Annotated in this window: 19 protein-coding genes; 9 read left to right on the top strand and 10 right to left on the bottom strand. The window is 68.7% G+C overall.

Going from position 1 to position 17,628, the window contains the following annotated elements; translation table 11 throughout:
• Positions 1-59: 59 nt before the first annotated feature.
• The 4 genes from EV376_RS29480 to EV376_RS29465 all read right to left on the bottom strand — a co-directional run bounded on the left by EV376_RS29480 (position 60) and on the right by EV376_RS29465 (position 2,646).
• Positions 60-248: a hypothetical protein gene (locus EV376_RS29480; protein WP_130328369.1), complete on the bottom strand. Its 189-nt coding sequence runs from the start codon at positions 246-248 to the stop codon at positions 60-62.
• Positions 245-1,147 (bottom strand): FtsK/SpoIIIE domain-containing protein, encoded by a 903-nt coding sequence (locus tag EV376_RS29475; RefSeq protein WP_130328368.1) that lies wholly within the window; start codon positions 1,145-1,147, stop codon positions 245-247. Before EV376_RS29475 ends, EV376_RS29480 begins: the two co-directional genes overlap by 4 nt.
• 106 nt (positions 1,148-1,253) lie before the next feature.
• Complete coding sequence (locus EV376_RS29470; RefSeq protein WP_130328367.1) at positions 1,254-2,192, bottom strand: hypothetical protein; 939 nt, start codon at positions 2,190-2,192, stop codon at positions 1,254-1,256.
• 124 nt (positions 2,193-2,316) lie between these two features.
• On the bottom strand, positions 2,317-2,646 hold the full coding sequence (locus tag EV376_RS29465) for a hypothetical protein (RefSeq protein WP_130328366.1): 330 nt from the start codon (positions 2,644-2,646) through the stop codon (positions 2,317-2,319).
• Between the two features lie 192 nt (positions 2,647-2,838).
• Between EV376_RS29465 and EV376_RS29460 the strand changes: the two genes are divergently transcribed.
• A complete protein-coding gene (locus tag EV376_RS29460; RefSeq protein ID WP_130328365.1) occupies positions 2,839-3,588 on the top strand; it encodes a helix-turn-helix domain-containing protein in 750 nt (249 codons plus the stop codon).
• Positions 3,589-3,614: 26 nt separating this feature from the next.
• Positions 3,615-4,085, top strand: a complete 471-nt coding sequence (locus EV376_RS29455) for an NUDIX hydrolase (protein ID WP_130328364.1) — start codon at positions 3,615-3,617, stop codon at positions 4,083-4,085.
• Here EV376_RS29455 and EV376_RS29450 read toward each other — a convergent pair.
• The 3 genes from EV376_RS29450 to EV376_RS29440 are packed head-to-tail and all read right to left on the bottom strand — an operon-like array spanning position 4,073 to position 7,766.
• Complete coding sequence (locus tag EV376_RS29450; protein WP_130328363.1) at positions 4,073-4,630, bottom strand: HD domain-containing protein; 558 nt, start codon at positions 4,628-4,630, stop codon at positions 4,073-4,075. The two genes, EV376_RS29455 and EV376_RS29450, sit on opposite strands and share 13 nt — an antisense overlap.
• Positions 4,631-4,663: 33 nt before the next feature.
• Positions 4,664-6,643: an ATP-binding protein gene (locus tag EV376_RS29445; RefSeq protein ID WP_130328362.1), complete on the bottom strand. Its 1,980-nt coding sequence runs from the start codon at positions 6,641-6,643 to the stop codon at positions 4,664-4,666.
• 28 nt (positions 6,644-6,671) lie between these two features.
• Complete coding sequence (locus tag EV376_RS29440; RefSeq protein ID WP_165438141.1) at positions 6,672-7,766, bottom strand: DNA cytosine methyltransferase; 1,095 nt, start codon at positions 7,764-7,766, stop codon at positions 6,672-6,674.
• 120 nt (positions 7,767-7,886) lie between these two features.
• On the opposite strand from EV376_RS29440, the gene EV376_RS29435 reads away from it, so the two are divergent.
• Positions 7,887-8,450 (top strand): very short patch repair endonuclease, encoded by a 564-nt coding sequence (locus EV376_RS29435; RefSeq protein WP_130328360.1) that lies wholly within the window; start codon positions 7,887-7,889, stop codon positions 8,448-8,450.
• Between the two features lie 726 nt (positions 8,451-9,176).
• Positions 9,177-9,710, top strand: coding sequence for an HNH endonuclease (locus tag EV376_RS29430; RefSeq protein ID WP_130328359.1), 534 nt, complete (start codon positions 9,177-9,179; stop codon positions 9,708-9,710).
• A 3-nt stretch (positions 9,711-9,713) separates the two neighbouring features.
• Here EV376_RS29430 and EV376_RS29425 read toward each other — a convergent pair whose 3' ends face one another.
• The 3 genes from EV376_RS29425 to EV376_RS29415 all read right to left on the bottom strand — a co-directional run bounded on the left by EV376_RS29425 (position 9,714) and on the right by EV376_RS29415 (position 11,608).
• Positions 9,714-10,553: a class F sortase gene (locus EV376_RS29425; protein ID WP_130328358.1), complete on the bottom strand. Its 840-nt coding sequence runs from the start codon at positions 10,551-10,553 to the stop codon at positions 9,714-9,716.
• A gap of 14 nt (positions 10,554-10,567) precedes the next feature.
• Positions 10,568-11,032, bottom strand: a complete 465-nt coding sequence (locus tag EV376_RS29420) for a hypothetical protein (protein ID WP_207228630.1) — start codon at positions 11,030-11,032, stop codon at positions 10,568-10,570.
• Between the two features lie 114 nt (positions 11,033-11,146).
• The gene (locus EV376_RS29415) at positions 11,147-11,608 is read right to left on the bottom strand and encodes an Lrp/AsnC family transcriptional regulator (protein ID WP_130328356.1); all 462 of its coding nucleotides are present in this window, start codon (positions 11,606-11,608) and stop codon (positions 11,147-11,149) included.
• Between the two features lie 170 nt (positions 11,609-11,778).
• On the opposite strand from EV376_RS29415, the gene EV376_RS29410 reads away from it, so the two are divergent.
• Genes EV376_RS29410 through EV376_RS29390 form a run of 5 tightly spaced genes read left to right on the top strand, consistent with a single transcriptional unit; the run spans position 11,779 to position 17,627 of the window.
• Positions 11,779-12,678, top strand: a complete 900-nt coding sequence (locus EV376_RS29410; protein WP_130328355.1) for a tryptophan 2,3-dioxygenase family protein — start codon at positions 11,779-11,781, stop codon at positions 12,676-12,678.
• A 20-nt stretch (positions 12,679-12,698) separates the two neighbouring features.
• Entirely contained in the window at positions 12,699-13,979 is a 1,281-nt protein-coding gene (kynU, locus tag EV376_RS29405) for a kynureninase (protein WP_130328354.1), read from the top strand.
• A complete protein-coding gene (locus tag EV376_RS29400; RefSeq protein ID WP_130328353.1) occupies positions 13,976-15,331 on the top strand; it encodes an FAD-dependent oxidoreductase in 1,356 nt (451 codons plus the stop codon). Before kynU ends, EV376_RS29400 begins: the two co-directional genes overlap by 4 nt.
• A 20-nt stretch (positions 15,332-15,351) precedes the next feature.
• Positions 15,352-16,833: a 2-hydroxymuconic semialdehyde dehydrogenase gene (locus tag EV376_RS29395; RefSeq protein WP_130328925.1), complete on the top strand. Its 1,482-nt coding sequence runs from the start codon at positions 15,352-15,354 to the stop codon at positions 16,831-16,833.
• Entirely contained in the window at positions 16,830-17,627 is a 798-nt protein-coding gene (locus EV376_RS29390) for a fumarylacetoacetate hydrolase family protein (protein WP_130328352.1), read from the top strand. Before EV376_RS29395 ends, EV376_RS29390 begins: the two co-directional genes overlap by 4 nt.
• Position 17,628 lies beyond the last annotated feature (1 nt).

Here is a 17,628-nt window from a genome sequence, read left to right as displayed (position 1 = left end):
GTGGCCGACAGATCGGGGAAGCTTTCTCAGGGCCTTGTCCCGGTCTGTCGGCCGTTCCTCTATCGGTGGTGCAGGTGGAGCCGGAGGAACACCCGTTGCCGGCCGTCGTCGGTGGCGGTGGGTGCGGTACGGAAGACGAGCGCGCCCGACTGGCGGGCGATGGCGGTCAGGTCGGCGATGTCTTCGCCGTCGCCGATGAGCACCAGGTCCAGGACCCGGGTCGGCGTAGCGGTCGTCGTGGTGGTCATGCCGCCGCCTTGATCTCGGTGGTGGCGTGCCGCTCGGCCGAGGTGACCAGGCCGCTTTGCCGGCGGGTCCAGGTCGCGTAGTCGGCAACGCGGATGATGTCGGCATCGGTCATGTAGGCGGCCTTGACCAGGGCCGGGATGCCGCCCTCAGAGATGAGGAAACCGGCGCCCTGGTTGTTGGGGTCGATGGTGTTGGAGGAGAAACCGCGGGCGGCCCAGCCGTGCCCGAGCACGATGTCGGACGACACGTCGGTGGTGCAGCGGCCGGCGAACCGCCAGGCGAACAGGTCCCGCAGCGAGGTCGGGATGATGTCCGACGACGGACGTTGAGTGGCGGCGGCGACGATGATGCCGACGGCGCGGCCCCGGGCGACGATGTCGCGCAGCAGCGCGGCGAACAGCTTCTGCGTCTTCTCGTCGCCTGCGGTGGCGGAGAAGTAGGCGATCTCGTCGCAGGCCACCAGGATTTGACCGAACAGGTCATTGGGGCCGATCTTGCGGCGACGCCGGGCCTTGAGGAAGGCGTAGCGGTTGTCCATCACCGTCTGGACCCGGCGCAGGGTGCGGATGGCGTGGTCGATGTCCGGGCCGACGAACACGTCGCAGGCGTCCTCCCACAGCCCGAGTTCGACCTGCTTGCCGTCGAGCAGGCACAGCCGCACGTCCGGGCACAGCGCCGCGTGCCCGACGATCGTGTTGAGCAGGCTCGACTTGCCCGCGCCGGGCTCGCCGCCGATCAGGATGTTCCGGTAGATCATCGGCAGGTACACCGCCTGGCCGAACTCGTCGATGCCGAGGAACACCGGATCGAAGATGGACAGGCCAGCACCGACCGGCACCGAGGCCGGCGGATCACTCGCCGTGGTGTTGTGGATTCCCAGAGGGCTCGTGGTGTCCATGACGGCTCCCGAGGGTCGGTTGACACGTACGTGTCAAACACGGGCAGGAGGGAGGGGCGCGGACGCTCGACCCGTGGCGGGTGCTTGGTCCGCGCCGTCCCAGTGGTTAGGCGTAGTCGGAGGGGTCGAACCCGTCGCTCGGGCTCGTCGTGGTGGAGGGTTGGTTGCGCGGCTTGCGCGGCCGGGGAGCCTCAGCGGTCGTGGTGACCGGCTCGTCCGGCACCTCGAGCAGGTCCAAGCCGACCGGCGGCATGCCCGGTGAGGTAGGAGCGTTCGCCGGAACATCGGTGGGGACGTAGTCCGGCAGCGGAGACACGATGGTGTGCGCCAGCGGTTCCCGGCGAGTGATGTCCACCCGGATCAGCGCCGCGTACTTGCGGGAGGCGCGCATCACCCGGACCTCGTTGGCCCAGCACGCCACGGCCAGCTTCTGCACCTGGCCCTCCTGCTCCAAGTCCCGCAGGGACAGGCCAGGGCGCAGCCACACCCAGACCCGTTCACCGGCCGGAGTCGGCCGAGCGGGCAGGATCAGCGGCAGCGTCCCGTGCCGGTTGGTGGCGATGAACGCCGCGAAGCACATCCGCAGCCGATGCCGCACCACCAGGCACCAGACCCAGGCCATGATCCGGCGGCGGACCGGGCCGATGACGGCCGGCAGGCCCACGACCAGACCGACGATGAGCAGCGAGCCCCACAGCGGAGTCGACTGCATCACCGCGTTCCAGCCGTAGACGGCGACCAGACCGAGCACGATTTCCGGCAGCCAGTGCCAGAAGACGCGCAGGACCGGCCACGCCACGATCAGCGCGAACACGACCGCGCCGACCGCGACACCGATGAGCCCGCCGAGCAGCGCACCCAGGATGGGGTGCAGGTAGTGCGAGGCCACCGTGCCGGCCAGCAGGCCGACGATCCCGAGGGTGACCCAGAAAGCGATGGTGGCCCGACGACGATAGGAACGGGCGACCGGAGCTTCGATGACAGTGACTGTGTTGCCCCCACGGTTCGACCAGCCGAACGGGGACCGCGAACTAGACTTGCGCACGACAAGTCCTCCCAACATGGGATCGGAGTTGTTGACAGGACGCGGGGTCGCAGACGACGCCAATCACCGGCGACCCCGTGTCCACCTCTTCAGATCTGTGTGGAGCCGATCGGCACACCCGCCGCTAGGCAGCGGTGTCCAGCGGCGTCAGCGCCGAGGCCTTGAACGCCACACCGTGACGCGTCTTGCCGTCGCGCTCGTTGACCCAGGGCAGCGCCTCCAGATCCACCGGCACGACCGGCTGACGCACCGTCACCTGCGGCATCACCGGGTTGACCACCGTCACCTTGATGACCTCGGCAGCACCCTCCGACAGGGCGTACAGCTCCACCGCCCACATCGGGTGCTTCGACTCACGGTCGAGCTTCTGCTGACCGTTCTGGTCCAGCTTCGGCACCGGGTTCACCGCGACCTCGTACGACACACGCGACGTGTCCAGCAGCAGACGTCCCATAACTGACTCCTTCATCTCTTGAGCTGGGCCCGTATCGGTGGGCCAAGTGCGTCCTCTCTGGACGGCAGCTCTTGTGGAATCAGGGTGCGTCGATCAGTAGTGACGAGTTCACCACGAGACATGGACGAGTAGGGACGTCCTTGCTAGGGTTAGTCGTCCCTACAAGCCGTCCCGTCTTGAGCAGGAGTCGCCATGCCGAACGATCGCCTACGCAGCGGGATGCTCAAGAAGGGCCTGACGCCGGCCACGCTCGCGGACAAGCTCGGAGTCGATCCAAAGACCGTCGAGCGGTGGGTCACGCAGGGCCGGAACCCGTACCCGCGCTACCGCCACTCCATCGCGGACCTACTGGAGGAGAGCGAGACGTACCTCTGGCCCGACGCTCTGCCAACGCAGCGAGGGGTGCAAGTCAGCCAGTCCGAGGTCGTCCACATCTACCCACGCCGCGGAGCCGTCCCGACCGACCTCTGGCAGCAGCTCCTGGAGAAGGCCACCCGACAGGTCGGCGTCCTGGTCTACGGCGGGCTGTTCCTGCCCGAGTTCAACCACCGGTGGGTACCAACGCTCCGCGACAAGGCACTGGCCGGGGTCCAGGTGGAGTTGCTATTCGGCGACCCAGAGGGCAAGCACATCGCCGAACGCGGGGACGACGAAGGCATCGGCCACGCCATGTCCAGCAAGGTCCTCAACGCGCTCGCCTTCTACAAGGACCTGCGGGACCTCGACAACGTCGGGATCTACTACCACGACACGATCCTCTACAACTCCATCTACCGCTTCGACGACGAGATGCTCGTCAACACACACCTCTATGGCACGCCGGCCGCCTACGCTCCGGTGCTGCACCTGCGCCGGCTCGGCGGTGGAGACCTGTTCGACAGCTACGTCGCCAGCTTCAACCGGGTCCTCGGGAAGAAGCGGGCCGTCTGGCCCGAACACTGAGCCGCCAGCGGTGAGAGGCTAGGGCCATGGCCCGGATCGAACACTTCAACAACCCGAATGCCCCGAAGCCGAACAGCATCGTCGTAGCAGTGACCGTCTTCGTCCAGGACGACCAGGGACGGGTGCTGCTCATCCAGCGAACCGACAACGGCCTGTGGGCACTACCCGGCGGCGCCCAGGACTTCGGCGAGTACCTCTCCGAGACAGCCGTGCGTGAGACGCGGGAAGAAGCTGGCATCGAGATTGAGGTCACGGGCGTGGTCGGGATTTACACGAACCCAAACCACATCGTGGAGTACAGCGATGGCGAAATACGTCAGCAATTCTCGATCTGCTTCAGGGGGCGCTATCTGAACGGCCAGCCAACTACTAGTGACGAGTCGGCGTCCGTGCGATGGGTTGCGGTGGAGGAGCTCTGCGCCTTGTCCATCCATCCGTCCATGAAGCTACGGATCGATCACGGATTTGAGTCGCGGAGCGAGCCCTACATTGGCTGAGCCATTAGACGTGCTTGCGTACGCTTTATGGACTCCATGAGTGCTGGCTCCGCTCGCTGCCAGAACCGTGTAACCAAATGGTCGGCGCCGTACCGATAGCGAATCTCACGTAGCCGTTCATCGGCCGTGTAATCTTGGCCGTCAGGGCCCGTCGTCATGTCGGCATACCATAGAGCATCGGAGACCGGCGATTCCTCTCGTGGAAATTCGGCCAGTAGGGCCTCCCCGAGCCCGCGCTCATCAGCTTCGTAAGAGGCGCATGAGTGATGGGCAACTAAGGCGGCGAGCCGGGGGCTAAAGCCATTCCGCTGGAGCCAGCGCGCGCCGTCCAAGGAGTGAAAGCCGGTATCTACGATTTCAGGTGCGTATCCGATGTCATGTAGCCATGCGGCCGCTGTAAGGAGGTCCGCATCGTCCCTTCGGACGATGTGGCCCAGGCGTTCGGCCTTGGCTGCCACTGCCACAACGTGTCGCCACCGACGAGGCAGGGACGCGGCCAAGCGGCCTTCAGCCACTTGTGCTGCAATCGCCGTGAGTTGACCCATGGCAGAAGCGTAGGCCCAGCCCCCAACGCTCTGCTAGGCATCAGGTGCTTGGCGGTCCTCCGCCGTCCTGTCGTCCTTGAGCCGGCGCAGCTCCTTGTAGCGCTGAAGGAAGTCAGCATGGGTGCGCTGCACCATCCCGAGGAGGTCGGAGTACAGGCGCACGTGAATGTCATCCTTGTGAAGGCTCTGCACCTTCTCGCTGGGGGCGTAAGTGTTAGCCACCCGCCCGCACAGCAAATATCCGACCACCTTCCTAGGGCTATAGTCGCCGTCCGTAGCACTACGGATGTGGTACCTCATGAAGTGTACGTACTCTTCGATTTGCCCGAGTTCCTTCATGGATACTACCGAGTGCGGCCTCTTGATTTCCACGACCACGAGCGTGTCCGACTCTCGGACGCACAGAAAGTCGATGCGACGGTCTTTCTCGGGTATCTCTGTACTCTCGGGGAAGTTGTCTCGAAGGATCTTGCTGTACCGCAGTTCATCCGCAACAAGTTGCCACCGGGGATCGAGCACCCAAGGAAACTGCTTTAGGAAGTCGTGAAGGACCGGCACCTCAAGAGCATTGTCCTCGATGAGCTTCTGGAGCTTCTGGATCGTAGTTATTCGCCCTTGCGTTACTCGCGACATTTCCTTCGCTTCGACCAGTTCCCACTCCCTGAAGAGTTGAGCAAGTCGACCGGTATCCTCAACCCTGGCCTCCGTTAGTTCCTCCGCCAGGTCCCAGAAGGCATCGTACTCGAGGAAATCGATGCACAACTGCACGATCTCATCTGTCTCTTGTGGCTTGGCTACAACATTGCGGTTTACCACATCCCGGATGAGTTTGTCGGCAACCTTACGGGCCCGCTGATTCTCCATGTCTTTTGTGGCTTGAACGAAACGCTGATAAGATTCGTTCTTTTGGAGACCCTTTTCATTGTCTTGCGCGCGCCGTTCGGCCCACTCGCGTGCGATTCGGTTTACTTCTCGTTCGCCCCAGCGATGGAAGGCCGCATTGGGTTCAGTGTCCCATACCAACGAGTTGCGGGTCGTGCCTACCGTATCTTCCCCGTCATCGACGAACTCAGCGTGTAGTTCGCCGATCAAATAGGATAGTGCGTACTGCTGGCCTACGGTGGCGTCGAAGACAAATGGGTCTTGAACGAGCTTTCCGCGGGCCATCACGACAATGCCGCGCTGAATCCCGTCTTGAAGCCTGTTGGTGCGATCAAGGGCACCAATCCACCCGGAGACCCGCCAGCCCGAATTCGCCTCGATTTCGACATCCTCGTACGTCCAAAGATAGGGCCTACCGTCCTCGCTCACCTCAAGAAGTCGTTTGAGGTCTCGCTCCTCAACGGTAATTGGTTCGTCATTGACGTAGACGGTGAAGTTGGCGTCGATTACTGAGAACCGGCGGGCAAGCCCTCGTCGCAGTCCGTTAATATCGATGCTTCGCGTTCGGAACTTGCTGATCTGTTTCAGGGTAACTCTTGTGCCCTTGGTGACTGCGCCTGTGGGTGGCAGTGGCGGGAACCGAACCTCCCGTGTTTCGACTGCCCTTTCCATCAGGTCGTAATCCATTAAGAAGCGTGAGAGCTGGCCGTCCTTGACGCTTTCGATCTCGACTTGACGGGCGATCCCGAACCCTGCGAATTTGCCGATGCCCTTACGGCCCATTACTTTGCGGAACGGAGGGGTTTTCCGCTCGTCCGCGCCCTCGGCACGCCTGCGATCGCGCCCGACGATGAGGTACGCCTCCCGTACGTCCGCGTCGTTCATGCCGTCGCCATCGTCCGTGACCACGATCGAGGACGCTTCGTTGAGGTGCCCCTCAGGAACGTTGACGTGCACGTTGGTCGCGCCTGCATCCCACGCGTTGGCTACCAGCTCCGCGATGACTGGCGGTAGGGTCGAGTACATCTGGAGGCCGAGGTGCTTGATCGCGGCGGGATCGAACCTCATGACAAAGTCTTCGCGAGGCGCTTCGCGGGGAGCTATAACAGCTTTCGCGTCCGAGGCGGTCATGCATCGAACACTACCGCTGGCGCCTGCTCTAGGTAACCCCTTCGTTACGTCGACGCCTCTCGGCCGCTAGGACAGTTCGGCCCAGCCGACTGGCGAGTAGCACGGGGACAGCGTTGCCAATCTGGGTGGCCGCATGGAAGAAGGTGCCATGAAATTCGTAGTCATCACTAAAAGTCTGTAGCCGTGCCGCCTCGCGCAGCGACAGGCCGCGGTGTTCTTCTGGGTGGACGAAGCGACCGCAGTAAACGTCGGTGCACCTGCACGTTAGTGTCGGGGCGGGTGCGTCCCATGCCATTCGACCGAAGACGTCTCGATGCAGCTTCGGGGTTCGCTTGTGGCAATCGAGCAGAAGGCTCTCGTCTTTGACATCTGCTCGACTCCCGCCGTCTGCCGGAATTGCCTTTACGAGCTCAAGGTGATGATCGAGCAATTGTCGGGCGATGTGGTTTGGTGGGAGGCTAGCCTTTGAAGGGCCCTCCGGGATTGACGCTGAGGGCGCGGACCTTGATTTTGCCTTCTCGATTCCGATGTGGGGCGGTGGGTAATCCGCAATCGCCGACCGGACGGTGGCCTTGGGGCCACGTACCGGTTTCGGCAGTGAGATAGAGGTGTGACGCGACGCCACCATGATGAAGCGCTTTCGTACCTGAGGCACACCGTAGTCGCTCGCATCAAGTTGTGAACCGTCTCTATGCCGAAAGCCCGTCTGCTCTAGGATTTCTAAGAACCGACTGTAAATCTCCCTGCCGTACGCATTGTGAAGACCGGGAACGTTCTCAACAATGATGTAATCGGGAGGTGCCTTTAGTACGAGATCGCCGAATGCAAGGAGCAACTGCTTTCGTTCATCGACGCCGCGTCGCTGGTTCAGCGTGGAGAACGGCTGGCAAGGGGTGCACGCCGCATATACAACGATGTCGCTGGACCGAATGCCGACTTCCTCTCGCAGTTCGACAATGTCCAGCGACGTAACGTCCTTGCACACGAAACGGCTGGGCTTATTGTTTCGCTCGTAAGTATCGCGAAGTCGGGAGTCGTTGTCGATGCCAGCCAAGACTCGGATGCCGACGTCCTTGAGGCCGCGCGTCAGCCCACCGGCACCGCAGAAGAAGTCAAGGGCCACGATGCGCCTGCGCCGACGGGTGACCGCCGGGCGGTCCTCGGCTCGCTTGGTGATGCCGGCCTCCCCCCACGATGCTTGATCGAGAGGATAGCCGCTGGAGGGTACCAGGCGAAGACCCGCATGCCACGAGTCGCGTGCAGGTCACCGCCTCAGAGGCTTGCCATCAGTTGGCGCTGGCTGAAGGGCGTTGGGTTGACGGAGGATGTAAGGGTGCCTCGGACCAGCGCATCGCCTGCCACGCCACCACCGTCGTCGCCTACAGTCCGAGATCGCCTTCGGCGACAGGCCACACGTGACACTGGCCCAGAGATAGCAGTACGCAAGGAGCTGCATCGCCGGGGTCTGCGGTACCGGCTGCACCGTAAGTTGCTCGGCCGTGCACGCCGAACGACAGACATAGTGTTTCCCGGCTCGCGGGTTGCCGTGGATGTACGTGGTTGCTGGTGGCATGGCTGCGGTGAGCACCGGCCACTCCCGAAGGCGAATAAAGAGTGGTGGTCGCAGAAGTTGGAACGTAACCGCGACAGGGATAGGGAGACAGTGCGACTCCTAAGGGCCGCGGGCTGGACGGTCATAGTGGTGTGGGAGCACGAGGAGGTGTGCCATGCGGCTGACAGGATTGAACTGGCGGTACGGGGGCACGGCCGTGGCGATGATCGCTCGGACTTCCCTCAGCCTTCCTGAGTCTTTGAGTCTTTCGGCGTGAGAACTTTCTGTACGAGATCAAGGCGGCCGGCGCTGCCGGCCGCTCGCGCCGCCGACCAGGGCCGGGCCAAGGCCCGCCGCCGCGCCTCTGGCCTTCGGCCGCCAGCGCGTCGGTGATAGCCCGCCGGCGGCGCGACCAACAGTGAAGCCCCGGACCGCCTGATGATGGGCAGTTCCGGGGCTTCGGCGTTGACGATGAGGACCAAGACGTGCCTCCGGCGGGGCGCTCGGGCACTCCGGGATGGTTGGGCGCCATCCCGCCGCCCTTCGTCCGGGCGAAGCCGAGCGGGCAGGGCCTGCCCGGTCAAGGTCGTTCAGACAGTGGTGTGCTCCACCTTGACCGGGCAGGCCCCACCCACTCCACGGAGTGCGGACGAAGGCCGACGGGATGGCTTGCAGGCGCAGCCGGGGGGAGGAGCCGAGAGAAGATCATCGGGCACAGATCCGGCACAACTGACGCCGACAAGAGGTGTCAGACGCTGTCAGGCGACGGAAGGGTTGGCCCAGGCTGGAGCGCCCATCCGCCCCGATGCGGGTGATCCGTTCGGCCGATCAAAGATTCGTACGTGCAATCCGGGGTCTTATCAGGGACGATTGGCGCACGGACGTCGGTGATCCGGGCCGACGTCGGCCGGTGGGTCCCTGCGCCCGTTTTCCGGCCGGCGGTGGCGAGCAGGGGGCCGCTGAACCGGGAGGGTGAGCACGATGCCTGACATACGACCCACGGTGGGCTCCGGCGCGCTCGTCCTCAACGCCACCTACGAGCCCCTGTGTGTCGTGTCGGTCCGTCGGGCCGCCATTCTCGTGCTCTCCGCCAAGGCCGTCTGCGTGGCCGACGGCGACGGCTTCCTGCACAGCGCGCGCGACTCCTTACCCGTGCCGTCGGTGGTCCGGTTGACCCGATTCGTCCGGGTGCCGTACCGCACCCACGTCGGGTTGTCCCGGCGGGCGGTCTTCGCCCGGGACGGCTGGCGCTGCGCGTACTGCCGGGGCCCGGCGGAGACCATCGACCACGTCTTCCCCCGCAGCCGGGGCGGCCGGCACGCCTGGGAGAACGTGGTGGCCGCGTGCGCCCGGTGCAACCACACCAAAGGCGACAAGACCCCGGCCGAGCTGGGCTGGCGGCTGCACGCACCGCCGACGGCCCCGAAAGGGACCGCGTGGCGGGTCCTCGGGCATCGGGCGCCCGACCCCCGCTGGGCCGACTGGCTCGACCTGCGGGAGCCCGAGGCGGCCTGAGCCTCACCCGTCCCGCGCCTCGACCAGGGACGCGAACACCACGACGTTGTCGGCGTAGCCGGTCTCGCCGCCGACCCACCGGCCGCCGCAGGTGACCAGCCGCAGGTTCGGCCGGTCGAAGTCGCCGAACACCTGGTCGGCCGGGAAGCGCTCCTTGTCGAACCGCTCCACCGAGTTGACCTCGAAGACCGCCACCGTGCGGTCGGTCCGGGTCACCTCGACCTGGTCGCCGGCCCGGAGGTTGCGCAGCCCGTGGAAGACGGCCGGCCCGGTGGTGGTGTCCACGTGGCCGACGAGCACCGCCGGGCCGTACTGGCCGGGGGTCGGCCCCTGGTCGTACCAGCCGGCCTCCTGGGCGCGGGCCGCGTCCGGCGCGGCGATGGTGCCGTCCGGGGCCAGGCCCACCCGGTGCACCGTCGCGGCCACGTCGATCGCGTCGATCTCGATGGCGACCGGCGGGCTCGCCGGCAGGACCGGGAACTGCTTCGGTGGCGGGCGCAGACCCGCGGTGAACCGGTCCGGCAGCACGCTCATCCCGGTGATCCGCTCGACCCCCAGCATCGCGATGATCAGCACCATCAGGGTGCCGATGACCAGCACCGGAACGCCCGGGGCCCGGGCGGGCGCCAGCCGGCGGCCGGCGGCCACCCAGCGGTGGCGCGGGCGCGCCGGCAACGGTCCGGTCGCCGGGTCGGTGGTGGCGACGCTCGCGGCGAACGCCTGCCCGGCGACCCGGCGCAGCCGCCGCGCGGCCGCCGCGGCCAGCCGGGCGGAGGCCCGCGCCGCCCGCCGGGCGGTCGCCCGGCCCCCTCGGGTTCGGGTACGCCTGTGCGCTCCGGCCATGGCGGTCGGTCAGGTCAGGCTCCGGCCCCGGAGCGGCGGTTGCCGAAGAAGCCGAAGCCGACGGCGAGCGCCACCGCGACGACGCCCCCGATCAGCAGGTACGAGCCGGGCCCGCCGGCCGTGCCGCCGCCACCGGTCGCCGGCCCCTTCGTCGGCTGCTGCATGTTCAGCACGGTCAGGGTCGTCTGCGCGGTCTTGCCGTTGTCGCAGCGCAACTCCACCGGGTAGTCCCCCGGTTCCTTGCTGCCCGGGACGGTGACCTGGCCGGTGAGGAAGCCGTTGTCCGGCCGCAGGACCACCCGCCCGAAGGCGTCCGACTTCACCGTGGCCTGGCGGTTGTTGGTGTTGTCGCAGCTGGCCTTGAGGTCGACCCGGCTGCCGGCCTGCACCGGGTTCGGCGTCACCTCGATGAAGGTGTTCTCGCCGGCCCGTACGGGCGCGGCACCGACCAGGACGAACGCCGCCAGCAGCGCCAGCATGGCGAGTAGGCGATGACCCCGCATGATTCCCCCCTCCGGTGCGACCACCGGAACCCTCCCCCGGGTGACGGGGCCTGCTTTCCCGCTGGCCTCCCGGCAAACCCCGGGGCGGCGTCAGCGGCGAACGGGTGGGGCGGATGGGGGCGGTGGGGTGACCGGGTGCCAGTCCAGCGGGGTGGAGAGAACCATCGTGCTGGACGGCTGGCCGTACGGGGCGAGCCGGTCGATGACCGCCTCGAACTCACCGATCGACCCGGCCGCGACCTTCAGCATGCTGCAGGCGTCGCCGGTGATCCGGTGGATCTCCATGATTTCCGGCCAGCCCGCCACCTCGGGGTCGTTGAGGATGCAGCGCGAGCCGTAGCAGGACATCCGGATCAGCGCGACCACCGTCCGCCCGGCGCGGCCCAGGTCGACGTGCGCGTGGTAGCCGGTGATGACGCCCGACTCCTCCAGCCGGCGTACGCGTTCGGCGACCGCCGGCGGGGAGAGGTGCACCCGCCGGGACAGCTCGCTGTACGACAGTCGGGCGTCGGCCTGTAGCTCGCGCAGCAGCGCCCAGTCCATCTCGTCCACGCAGCGACCTTACCTTCTCCAACCCGAACAGTGCCATCGCCTTGTGATCGGTAGGCAGAACCCGTGCAGAGCCGTTGATCAGGCATTCCGTCGGCCGATCGTGCCACGGCATCATGACGTTCATCCGGCGGGATCACCGGATCAACGAGGTGAGCGGAGGGAGCGGACCCGTGGAACGGACCGACCTGCGGACGGCCGACCGGGTGGCGGTGCGGCCGGTCACCGCGCGACAGCGCGCCGCCCGGGCCGCCCGCAACGGCGGCGAACCGACCCTCGAGTTCGCCGAGCGGGTCCCGTACGACGCGTACGTGCAGGCCAGCACGCTGCACCGGTTGCAGACGCCGATCAGCAGCGACCCGGGGGAGATGTCCTTCCTGGTGGTCAGCCAGATCATGGAGCTGTACTTCAAGCTGACCTGCCACGAACTGCGGGAGACCCAGCGGCTGCTGCGGGCCGACCGGATCTGGGACGCCCTGGCCCCGCTGCGCCGCGCGGCGCTGCACCTGGAGGGCCTGAACGCCTCCTGGCAGGGCCTGCGGTGGATGACCCCGGCGGACTTCAACCGGTTTCGCAACCTTCTCGGCGAGGGTTCCGGCTTCCAGTCCGCCATGTACCGGCACCTGGAGTTCCTGCTCGGCCTGCGGGACCCGGCCCTGATCCGCCCGTTCCGCCGGCAGGCCGAGGTGTACGCGGAACTGCGCGAGACCCTCGCCGCTCCGAGCGTGTGGGACGACGTCGTCGCCCTGCTCGCCCGGCACGGCCACGAACTGCCCACCGACCTGCTGGAGCGGGACGTCGCCGAGGAGCACCAGCCGCATCCGGCGGTGGAGGCCGCCTGGGTGCGGATCTACGCCGACGCCGGCCCGGACAACCACCTGCGGCTGCTCGGCGAGGCGCTGACCGCGGTGGCCGAGCAGTTCGGCGACTGGCGATGGCACCACATCAAGGCGGTGCAGCGGACGATGGGCGCCAAGGTCGGCAGCGGCGGCTCGGCCGGGCTGGCCTGGCTGCAGCGCAGCATGGCCCGGGTGGTCTTCCCGGAGCTGTGGTCGGCCCGTACCGCGATGTGACCGAAGGACGAGACACCCCCGTGACGCGCACCGAAGACGAAGCCCGCCGCCTCGACGCCGACGACCCCGGCCACCGGCACCTGTTCCACGTCCCGCCGGCCGACGGCGGCCGGTACCCGGAGGCCGCGTACCTGGCCGGGAACTCGCTCGGCCTGCAGCCCCGGGCCACCCGGGACGAACTCCTCGCCGACCTGGACGCCTGGCGCCGCCTCGGGGTGGAGGGGCACCTGGAGGCCGAGCGGCCGTGGCTGCCGTACCACGAGCTGTTGACGGCGCCCGCCGCGCGCCTGGTCGGCGCCCGGCCGGCGGAGGTCGTGGTGATGAACTCCCTCACCGTCAACCTCCACCTGCTGATGGTGAGCTTCTACCGGCCGGCCGGCGACCGCACCCGCATCGTCATCGAGGACACCGCCTTCCCGTCGGACAGCTACGCCGTCCGCAGCCAGGCCCGGTTCCACGGCCTCGACCCGGACGCCACCGTGGTGCGCCTGACGCCGCGCCCCGGCGAGGACACCCTGCGCACCAGCGACGTGCTCGACCTCCTCGCCGCCGAGGGCGACACCGTCGCGCTGGTGCTGCTCGGCGGCGTCAACTACCTCACCGGCGAGCTGCTGGACATCCCCGCGATCACCGCCGCCGGCCGGGCGGCCGGCGCCGTGGTCGGGTGGGACCTGGCGCACGCCGCCGGCAACGTCCCGCTGCACCTGCACGACTGGGATGTCGACTTCGCGGCGTGGTGCTCGTACAAGTACCTGAACTCCGGGCCCGGCGCGCTGTCCGGGGTGTTCGTCCACGAGCGCCATCTCGGCGACCCGGCGTTGCCGCGCTTCGAGGGGTGGTGGAGCACCGAGGCGGCCACCCGGTTCGAGATGACGCCGGTCGCCCGGCCACCGGCCACCGTGGAGGCGTGGCAGATCTCCAACCCGCCGATCTTCGCCATGGGTCCGGTCCGCACCTCGCTGGAACTCTTCGACTCGGTCGGGATGCCGGCGCTGCGGGAGCGCAGCGTCCGGCTCACCGGCTACCTGGAGCGGCTGCTCGACGAGGTGACCGCCGGCCGGCCGCTGGCCGTGGTCACCCCGCGCGACCCGGCCCGGCGTGGCGCCCAGCTCTCGGTGCGGATCGGCGCCGGCAGCGCCGCCGCGCTGGCCAAGCGCCTGCGGTACGAGCACGGCGTGATCGCCGACGCCCGCGAGCCGGACGTCGTCCGGTTCGCCCCGGTGCCGCTCTACTCGACGTACCACGACTGCTGGCGGGTGGCCGACGCCCTCGCCGCCACGGTGGAGGTGACGACCCGATGACCGCCGACCGCGAGGAGGTCGCCGTCGTCGGCGCCGGGCTCGCCGGCTGCCTGCTCGCCGCGTTCCTGGCGCGGCGCGGTTACCCGGTCGCGCTCTACGAGCGCCGCCCCGACCCGCGCACCGGCGTGGTCGAGCGGGGCCGGTCGATCAACCTGGCGCTCTCCGTGCGCGGGCTGGACGCCCTGCGCCGGATCGGGCTCGACGAGGAGGTGCTGACCGACGCGCTGCCGATGCGCGGTCGCATGATCCACCCGGTGGCCGGGGAGCCGCAGTTCCAGTCGTACAGCGCCGCCGGGGACCGGGCGATCAACTCGATCGGCCGGGGCGCGCTGAACAACGCCCTGCTGAACGCGGCCGCCGCGCTGCCCGGCGTGCGGATCGCCTTCGATCACCGGCTGGTCGGCCTCGACCCGGCCACCGGGGAGATGACGTTCGAGACCCCGCAGGGCAAGGTCACCGCCGCCGCGTCGGTGGTGCTGGGCGCCGACGGCGCCGGCTCGGCGGTACGCGGGCAACTGCTCGGCCACGGGCTGCTGCGGGAGCGCGTGGACTTCCTCGACTACGGCTACAAGGAGTTGACCATCCCGCCGCTGGGCGGCGACTTCGCGCTCGACCCGGAGGCGCTGCACATCTGGCCGCGCGGCACCTCCATGATGATCGCGCTGCCCAATCCGGACCGCTCCTTCACCTGCACGCTCTTCTGGCCCACCCACGGCACCGCGGCCTTCGCCTCGCTGGGCAGCCCGGCGGCGATCGAGCGGCACTTCGCGCAGCACTATCCGGACCTGCCGCCGCTCGCGCCGAACCTGGTCGACGACTACCAGCACAACCCGGTCGGCGTGCTCGGCACGGTCCGCTGCGACCCCTGGCAGGCGTACGGGAAGGTGGCCCTGGTCGGTGACGCGGCGCACGCGATCGTGCCGTTCTACGGGCAGGGCGCCAACTGCGCGTTCGAGGACGTGGTCGAGCTGGACCGCTGCCTGGACGAGTGCGCCGACGACTGGTCCGCCGCCCTGCCGTTGTACCAGCGGCGCCGGCAGGGCAACGCCGAGGCGATCGCGCAGCTGGCCCTGGCCAACTTCGTCGAGATGCGGGACAAGGTCGCCTCGCCGGTGTTCCAGCTCGGCCGCCGGGTGGAGCACGCGCTGGAACGGGCGCTGCCCGGCCGGTACGTTTCCCGGTACGAGCTGGTGTCCTTCTCGACCACCCCGTACGCCGAGGTGCGCCGCCGGGTCCGCCGTCAGCACGCGGCCGTCGGCGCTGTCGCCGCCGGCGCGGCGCTGCTCCTGGCCGGGGCGGTCGGGGCCGCGCTCCGCGGCCGGTCGACCGGCCGGCGAGGGAGGCGTCCATGAGCGGCTGGGACCCGCGACTGATGGCCGGGCAGGCGAGCGACGGGCCGGGCCTGCTGCGCAACTTCGTCGCCGGCGAGTTCGTCGCCGCCGGCCGCCGGTTCACCAAGCGCAGCCCGGTGACCGGCGAGCCGGTCTTCGAGGTGGTCGAGGCCTCGTCGTCGGTCGTGGACGACGCGGTGGCCGCGGCCCGGGCGGCGCTGCGCGGCCCGTGGGGCCGGATGGGCGAGCGGGAGCGCGCCGAGGTGCTGCGCCGCGTCGCCGACGAGCTGGAGCGCCGCTTCGACGACCTGGTGACGGCCGAGGTGGCGGACACCGGCAAGGCCATCTCGCAGGCCCGGACGCTGGACATCCCGCGCGGGGCGGCGAACTTCCGGGCGTTCGCCGAGATCGTGGCGACCGCGCCCACCGAGTCGTTCACCACGGTCACCCCGAGCGGCGGCCGGGCGCTCAACTACGCGGTCCGCAAGCCGGTCGGCGTCGTCGCGGTGATCGTGCCGTGGAACCTGCCGCTGCTGCTGCTCACCTGGAAGGTGGCACCGGCGCTCGCCTGCGGCAACGCGGTCGTGGTCAAGCCCAGCGAGGAGACGCCCGCCTCGGCGACCCTGCTCGCCGAGGTGATGGCCGCGGCCGGCGTGCCGGAGGGCGTGTTCAACCTGGTGCACGGCTTCGGGCCGGGCTCGGCGGGGGAGTTCCTCACCCGGCACCCCGACGTCGACGCGATCACCTTCACCGGCGAGTCGGCCACCGGCGGCGCCATCATGCGGGCCGCCGCGGACGGGGTGAAGGCGGTCTCCTTCGAGCTGGGCGGCAAGAACGCCGGGCTGGTCTTCGCCGACGCCGACCTGGACGCGGCGGTCGCCGGGTCGGTGCGGTCCAGCTTCACCAACGGCGGGCAGGTCTGCCTCTGCACCGAGCGCATCTACGTGCAGCGTCCGGTCTTCGAGGAGTTCACCGCCCGGCTGGCGAAGCGGGCCGCCGAGCTGCCCTACGGGTGGCCGGCCGACGAGGCCACCGTCAACATGCCGCTGATCTCGCACAGCCACCGGGAGAAGGTGCTCGGCCACTACGAGCTGGCCCGCGCCGAGGGCGCCGAGGTGCTCGCCGGGGGCGGCACGCCACGCTTCGGCGACGCCCGCGACGGCGGCGCGTACGTGCAGCCGACGGTGCTCGCCGGGCTCGGCCCGGACGCCCGGACCAACCGCGAGGAGATCTTCGGCCCGGTCGTGCACCTGGCGCCGTTCGACGACGAGGACGAGGCGTACGCGCTGGCCAACGGCACGGAGTACGGCCTGGCGGCGGCGGTGTGGACGCGCGACGTGGGCCGCGCCCACCGGGCCGGCGCCCGGCTGGACGCCGGCATCGTCTGGGTCAACACCTGGTTCCTGCGCGACCTGCGCACCCCGTTCGGCGGGGTCAAGGCCTCCGGCATCGGCCGCGAGGGCGGCGTGCACTCGCTGGACTTCTACTCCGAACTCACCAACGTCTGCGTGGATCTCTCATGACCGTCGATTACGAGGCCGCGGCCCGGGAGCTGACCGAGGCCCGGGAGAGCGGCAAGCCCTGCCCTCCGCTGCGCGGGCGGCTGCTACCGGAGGGGGACGTCACCTCGGCGTACCTCGTGCAGCAGTTGCAGGTTCGGGAGTGGCTGCGGCGCGGGTACCGGCGGGTCGGCGCCAAGATCGGGCTGACCTCGCGGGCGGTGCAGGAGAGCTTCGGCGTCTACCAGCCGGACTTCGGGGTGCTGACCGAGGAGATGGCGGTGCCCGACGGCGTCGAGGTGGCGCTGGACCGGCTGCTCCAGCCCCGGGTGGAGGCCGAGATCGCCTTCGTCCTCGGCGCGGACCTGCCGGACGAGCGGATCACCACCGCCGACCTGACCCGGGCGGTCGACCACCTGCTGCCGGCCATCGAGATCGTCGACTCCCGGATCGCCGGCTGGGACATCTCCATCGTGGACACGGTGGCGGACAACGCATCCAGCGGGCTGTTCGTGCTGGGCACCGCGCCGCGCCGGCTCGCCGACGTCGACCTGCGGCTGTGCGGCATGGTGCTCGAACACGCCGGCGAACCGGTGTCGGTGGGCGCCGGGGCGGCCTGCCTCGGCAACCCCCTGCACGCGCTGGCCTGGCTGGCGCAGACCCTCGCCCGCTCCGGCGACCCGCTGCGGGCGGGCGACGTGGTGCTCTCCGGGGCGCTCGGCCCGATGCTGCCGGTGACCCCCGGCGCGGCGTACGAGGCCCGGATCTCCGGCCTCGGCTCGGTGCGGACGTGCTTCTCGAAGGGCGGTGACCGGTGAG

The sequence above is a fragment of the Micromonospora sp. CNZ295 genome (genome assembly GCF_004217535.1).
This window is presented reverse-complemented; position numbering and strand designations above follow the sequence as displayed.

Coding starts and splice junctions, on each gene's coding strand:
- EV376_RS29480 (WP_130328369.1), bottom strand. CDS start 248: ATGACCACCACGACGACCGCTACGCCGACCCGGGTCCTGGACCTGGTG.
- EV376_RS29475 (WP_130328368.1), bottom strand. CDS start 1,147: ATGGACACCACGAGCCCTCTGGGAATCCACAACACCACGGCGAGTGAT.
- EV376_RS29465 (WP_130328366.1), bottom strand. CDS start 2,646: ATGGGACGTCTGCTGCTGGACACGTCGCGTGTGTCGTACGAGGTCGCG.
- EV376_RS29460 (WP_130328365.1), top strand. CDS start 2,839: ATGCCGAACGATCGCCTACGCAGCGGGATGCTCAAGAAGGGCCTGACG.
- EV376_RS29455 (WP_130328364.1), top strand. CDS start 3,615: ATGGCCCGGATCGAACACTTCAACAACCCGAATGCCCCGAAGCCGAAC.
- EV376_RS29450 (WP_130328363.1), bottom strand. CDS start 4,630: ATGGGTCAACTCACGGCGATTGCAGCACAAGTGGCTGAAGGCCGCTTG.
- EV376_RS29445 (WP_130328362.1), bottom strand. CDS start 6,643: ATGACCGCCTCGGACGCGAAAGCTGTTATAGCTCCCCGCGAAGCGCCT.
- EV376_RS29435 (WP_130328360.1), top strand. CDS start 7,887: ATGCCACGAGTCGCGTGCAGGTCACCGCCTCAGAGGCTTGCCATCAGT.
- EV376_RS29430 (WP_130328359.1), top strand. CDS start 9,177: ATGCCTGACATACGACCCACGGTGGGCTCCGGCGCGCTCGTCCTCAAC.
- EV376_RS29425 (WP_130328358.1), bottom strand. CDS start 10,553: ATGGCCGGAGCGCACAGGCGTACCCGAACCCGAGGGGGCCGGGCGACC.
- EV376_RS29420 (WP_207228630.1), bottom strand. CDS start 11,032: ATGCTGGCGCTGCTGGCGGCGTTCGTCCTGGTCGGTGCCGCGCCCGTA.
- EV376_RS29400 (WP_130328353.1), top strand. CDS start 13,976: ATGACCGCCGACCGCGAGGAGGTCGCCGTCGTCGGCGCCGGGCTCGCC.
- EV376_RS29395 (WP_130328925.1), top strand. CDS start 15,352: ATGGCCGGGCAGGCGAGCGACGGGCCGGGCCTGCTGCGCAACTTCGTC.
- EV376_RS29390 (WP_130328352.1), top strand. CDS start 16,830: ATGACCGTCGATTACGAGGCCGCGGCCCGGGAGCTGACCGAGGCCCGG.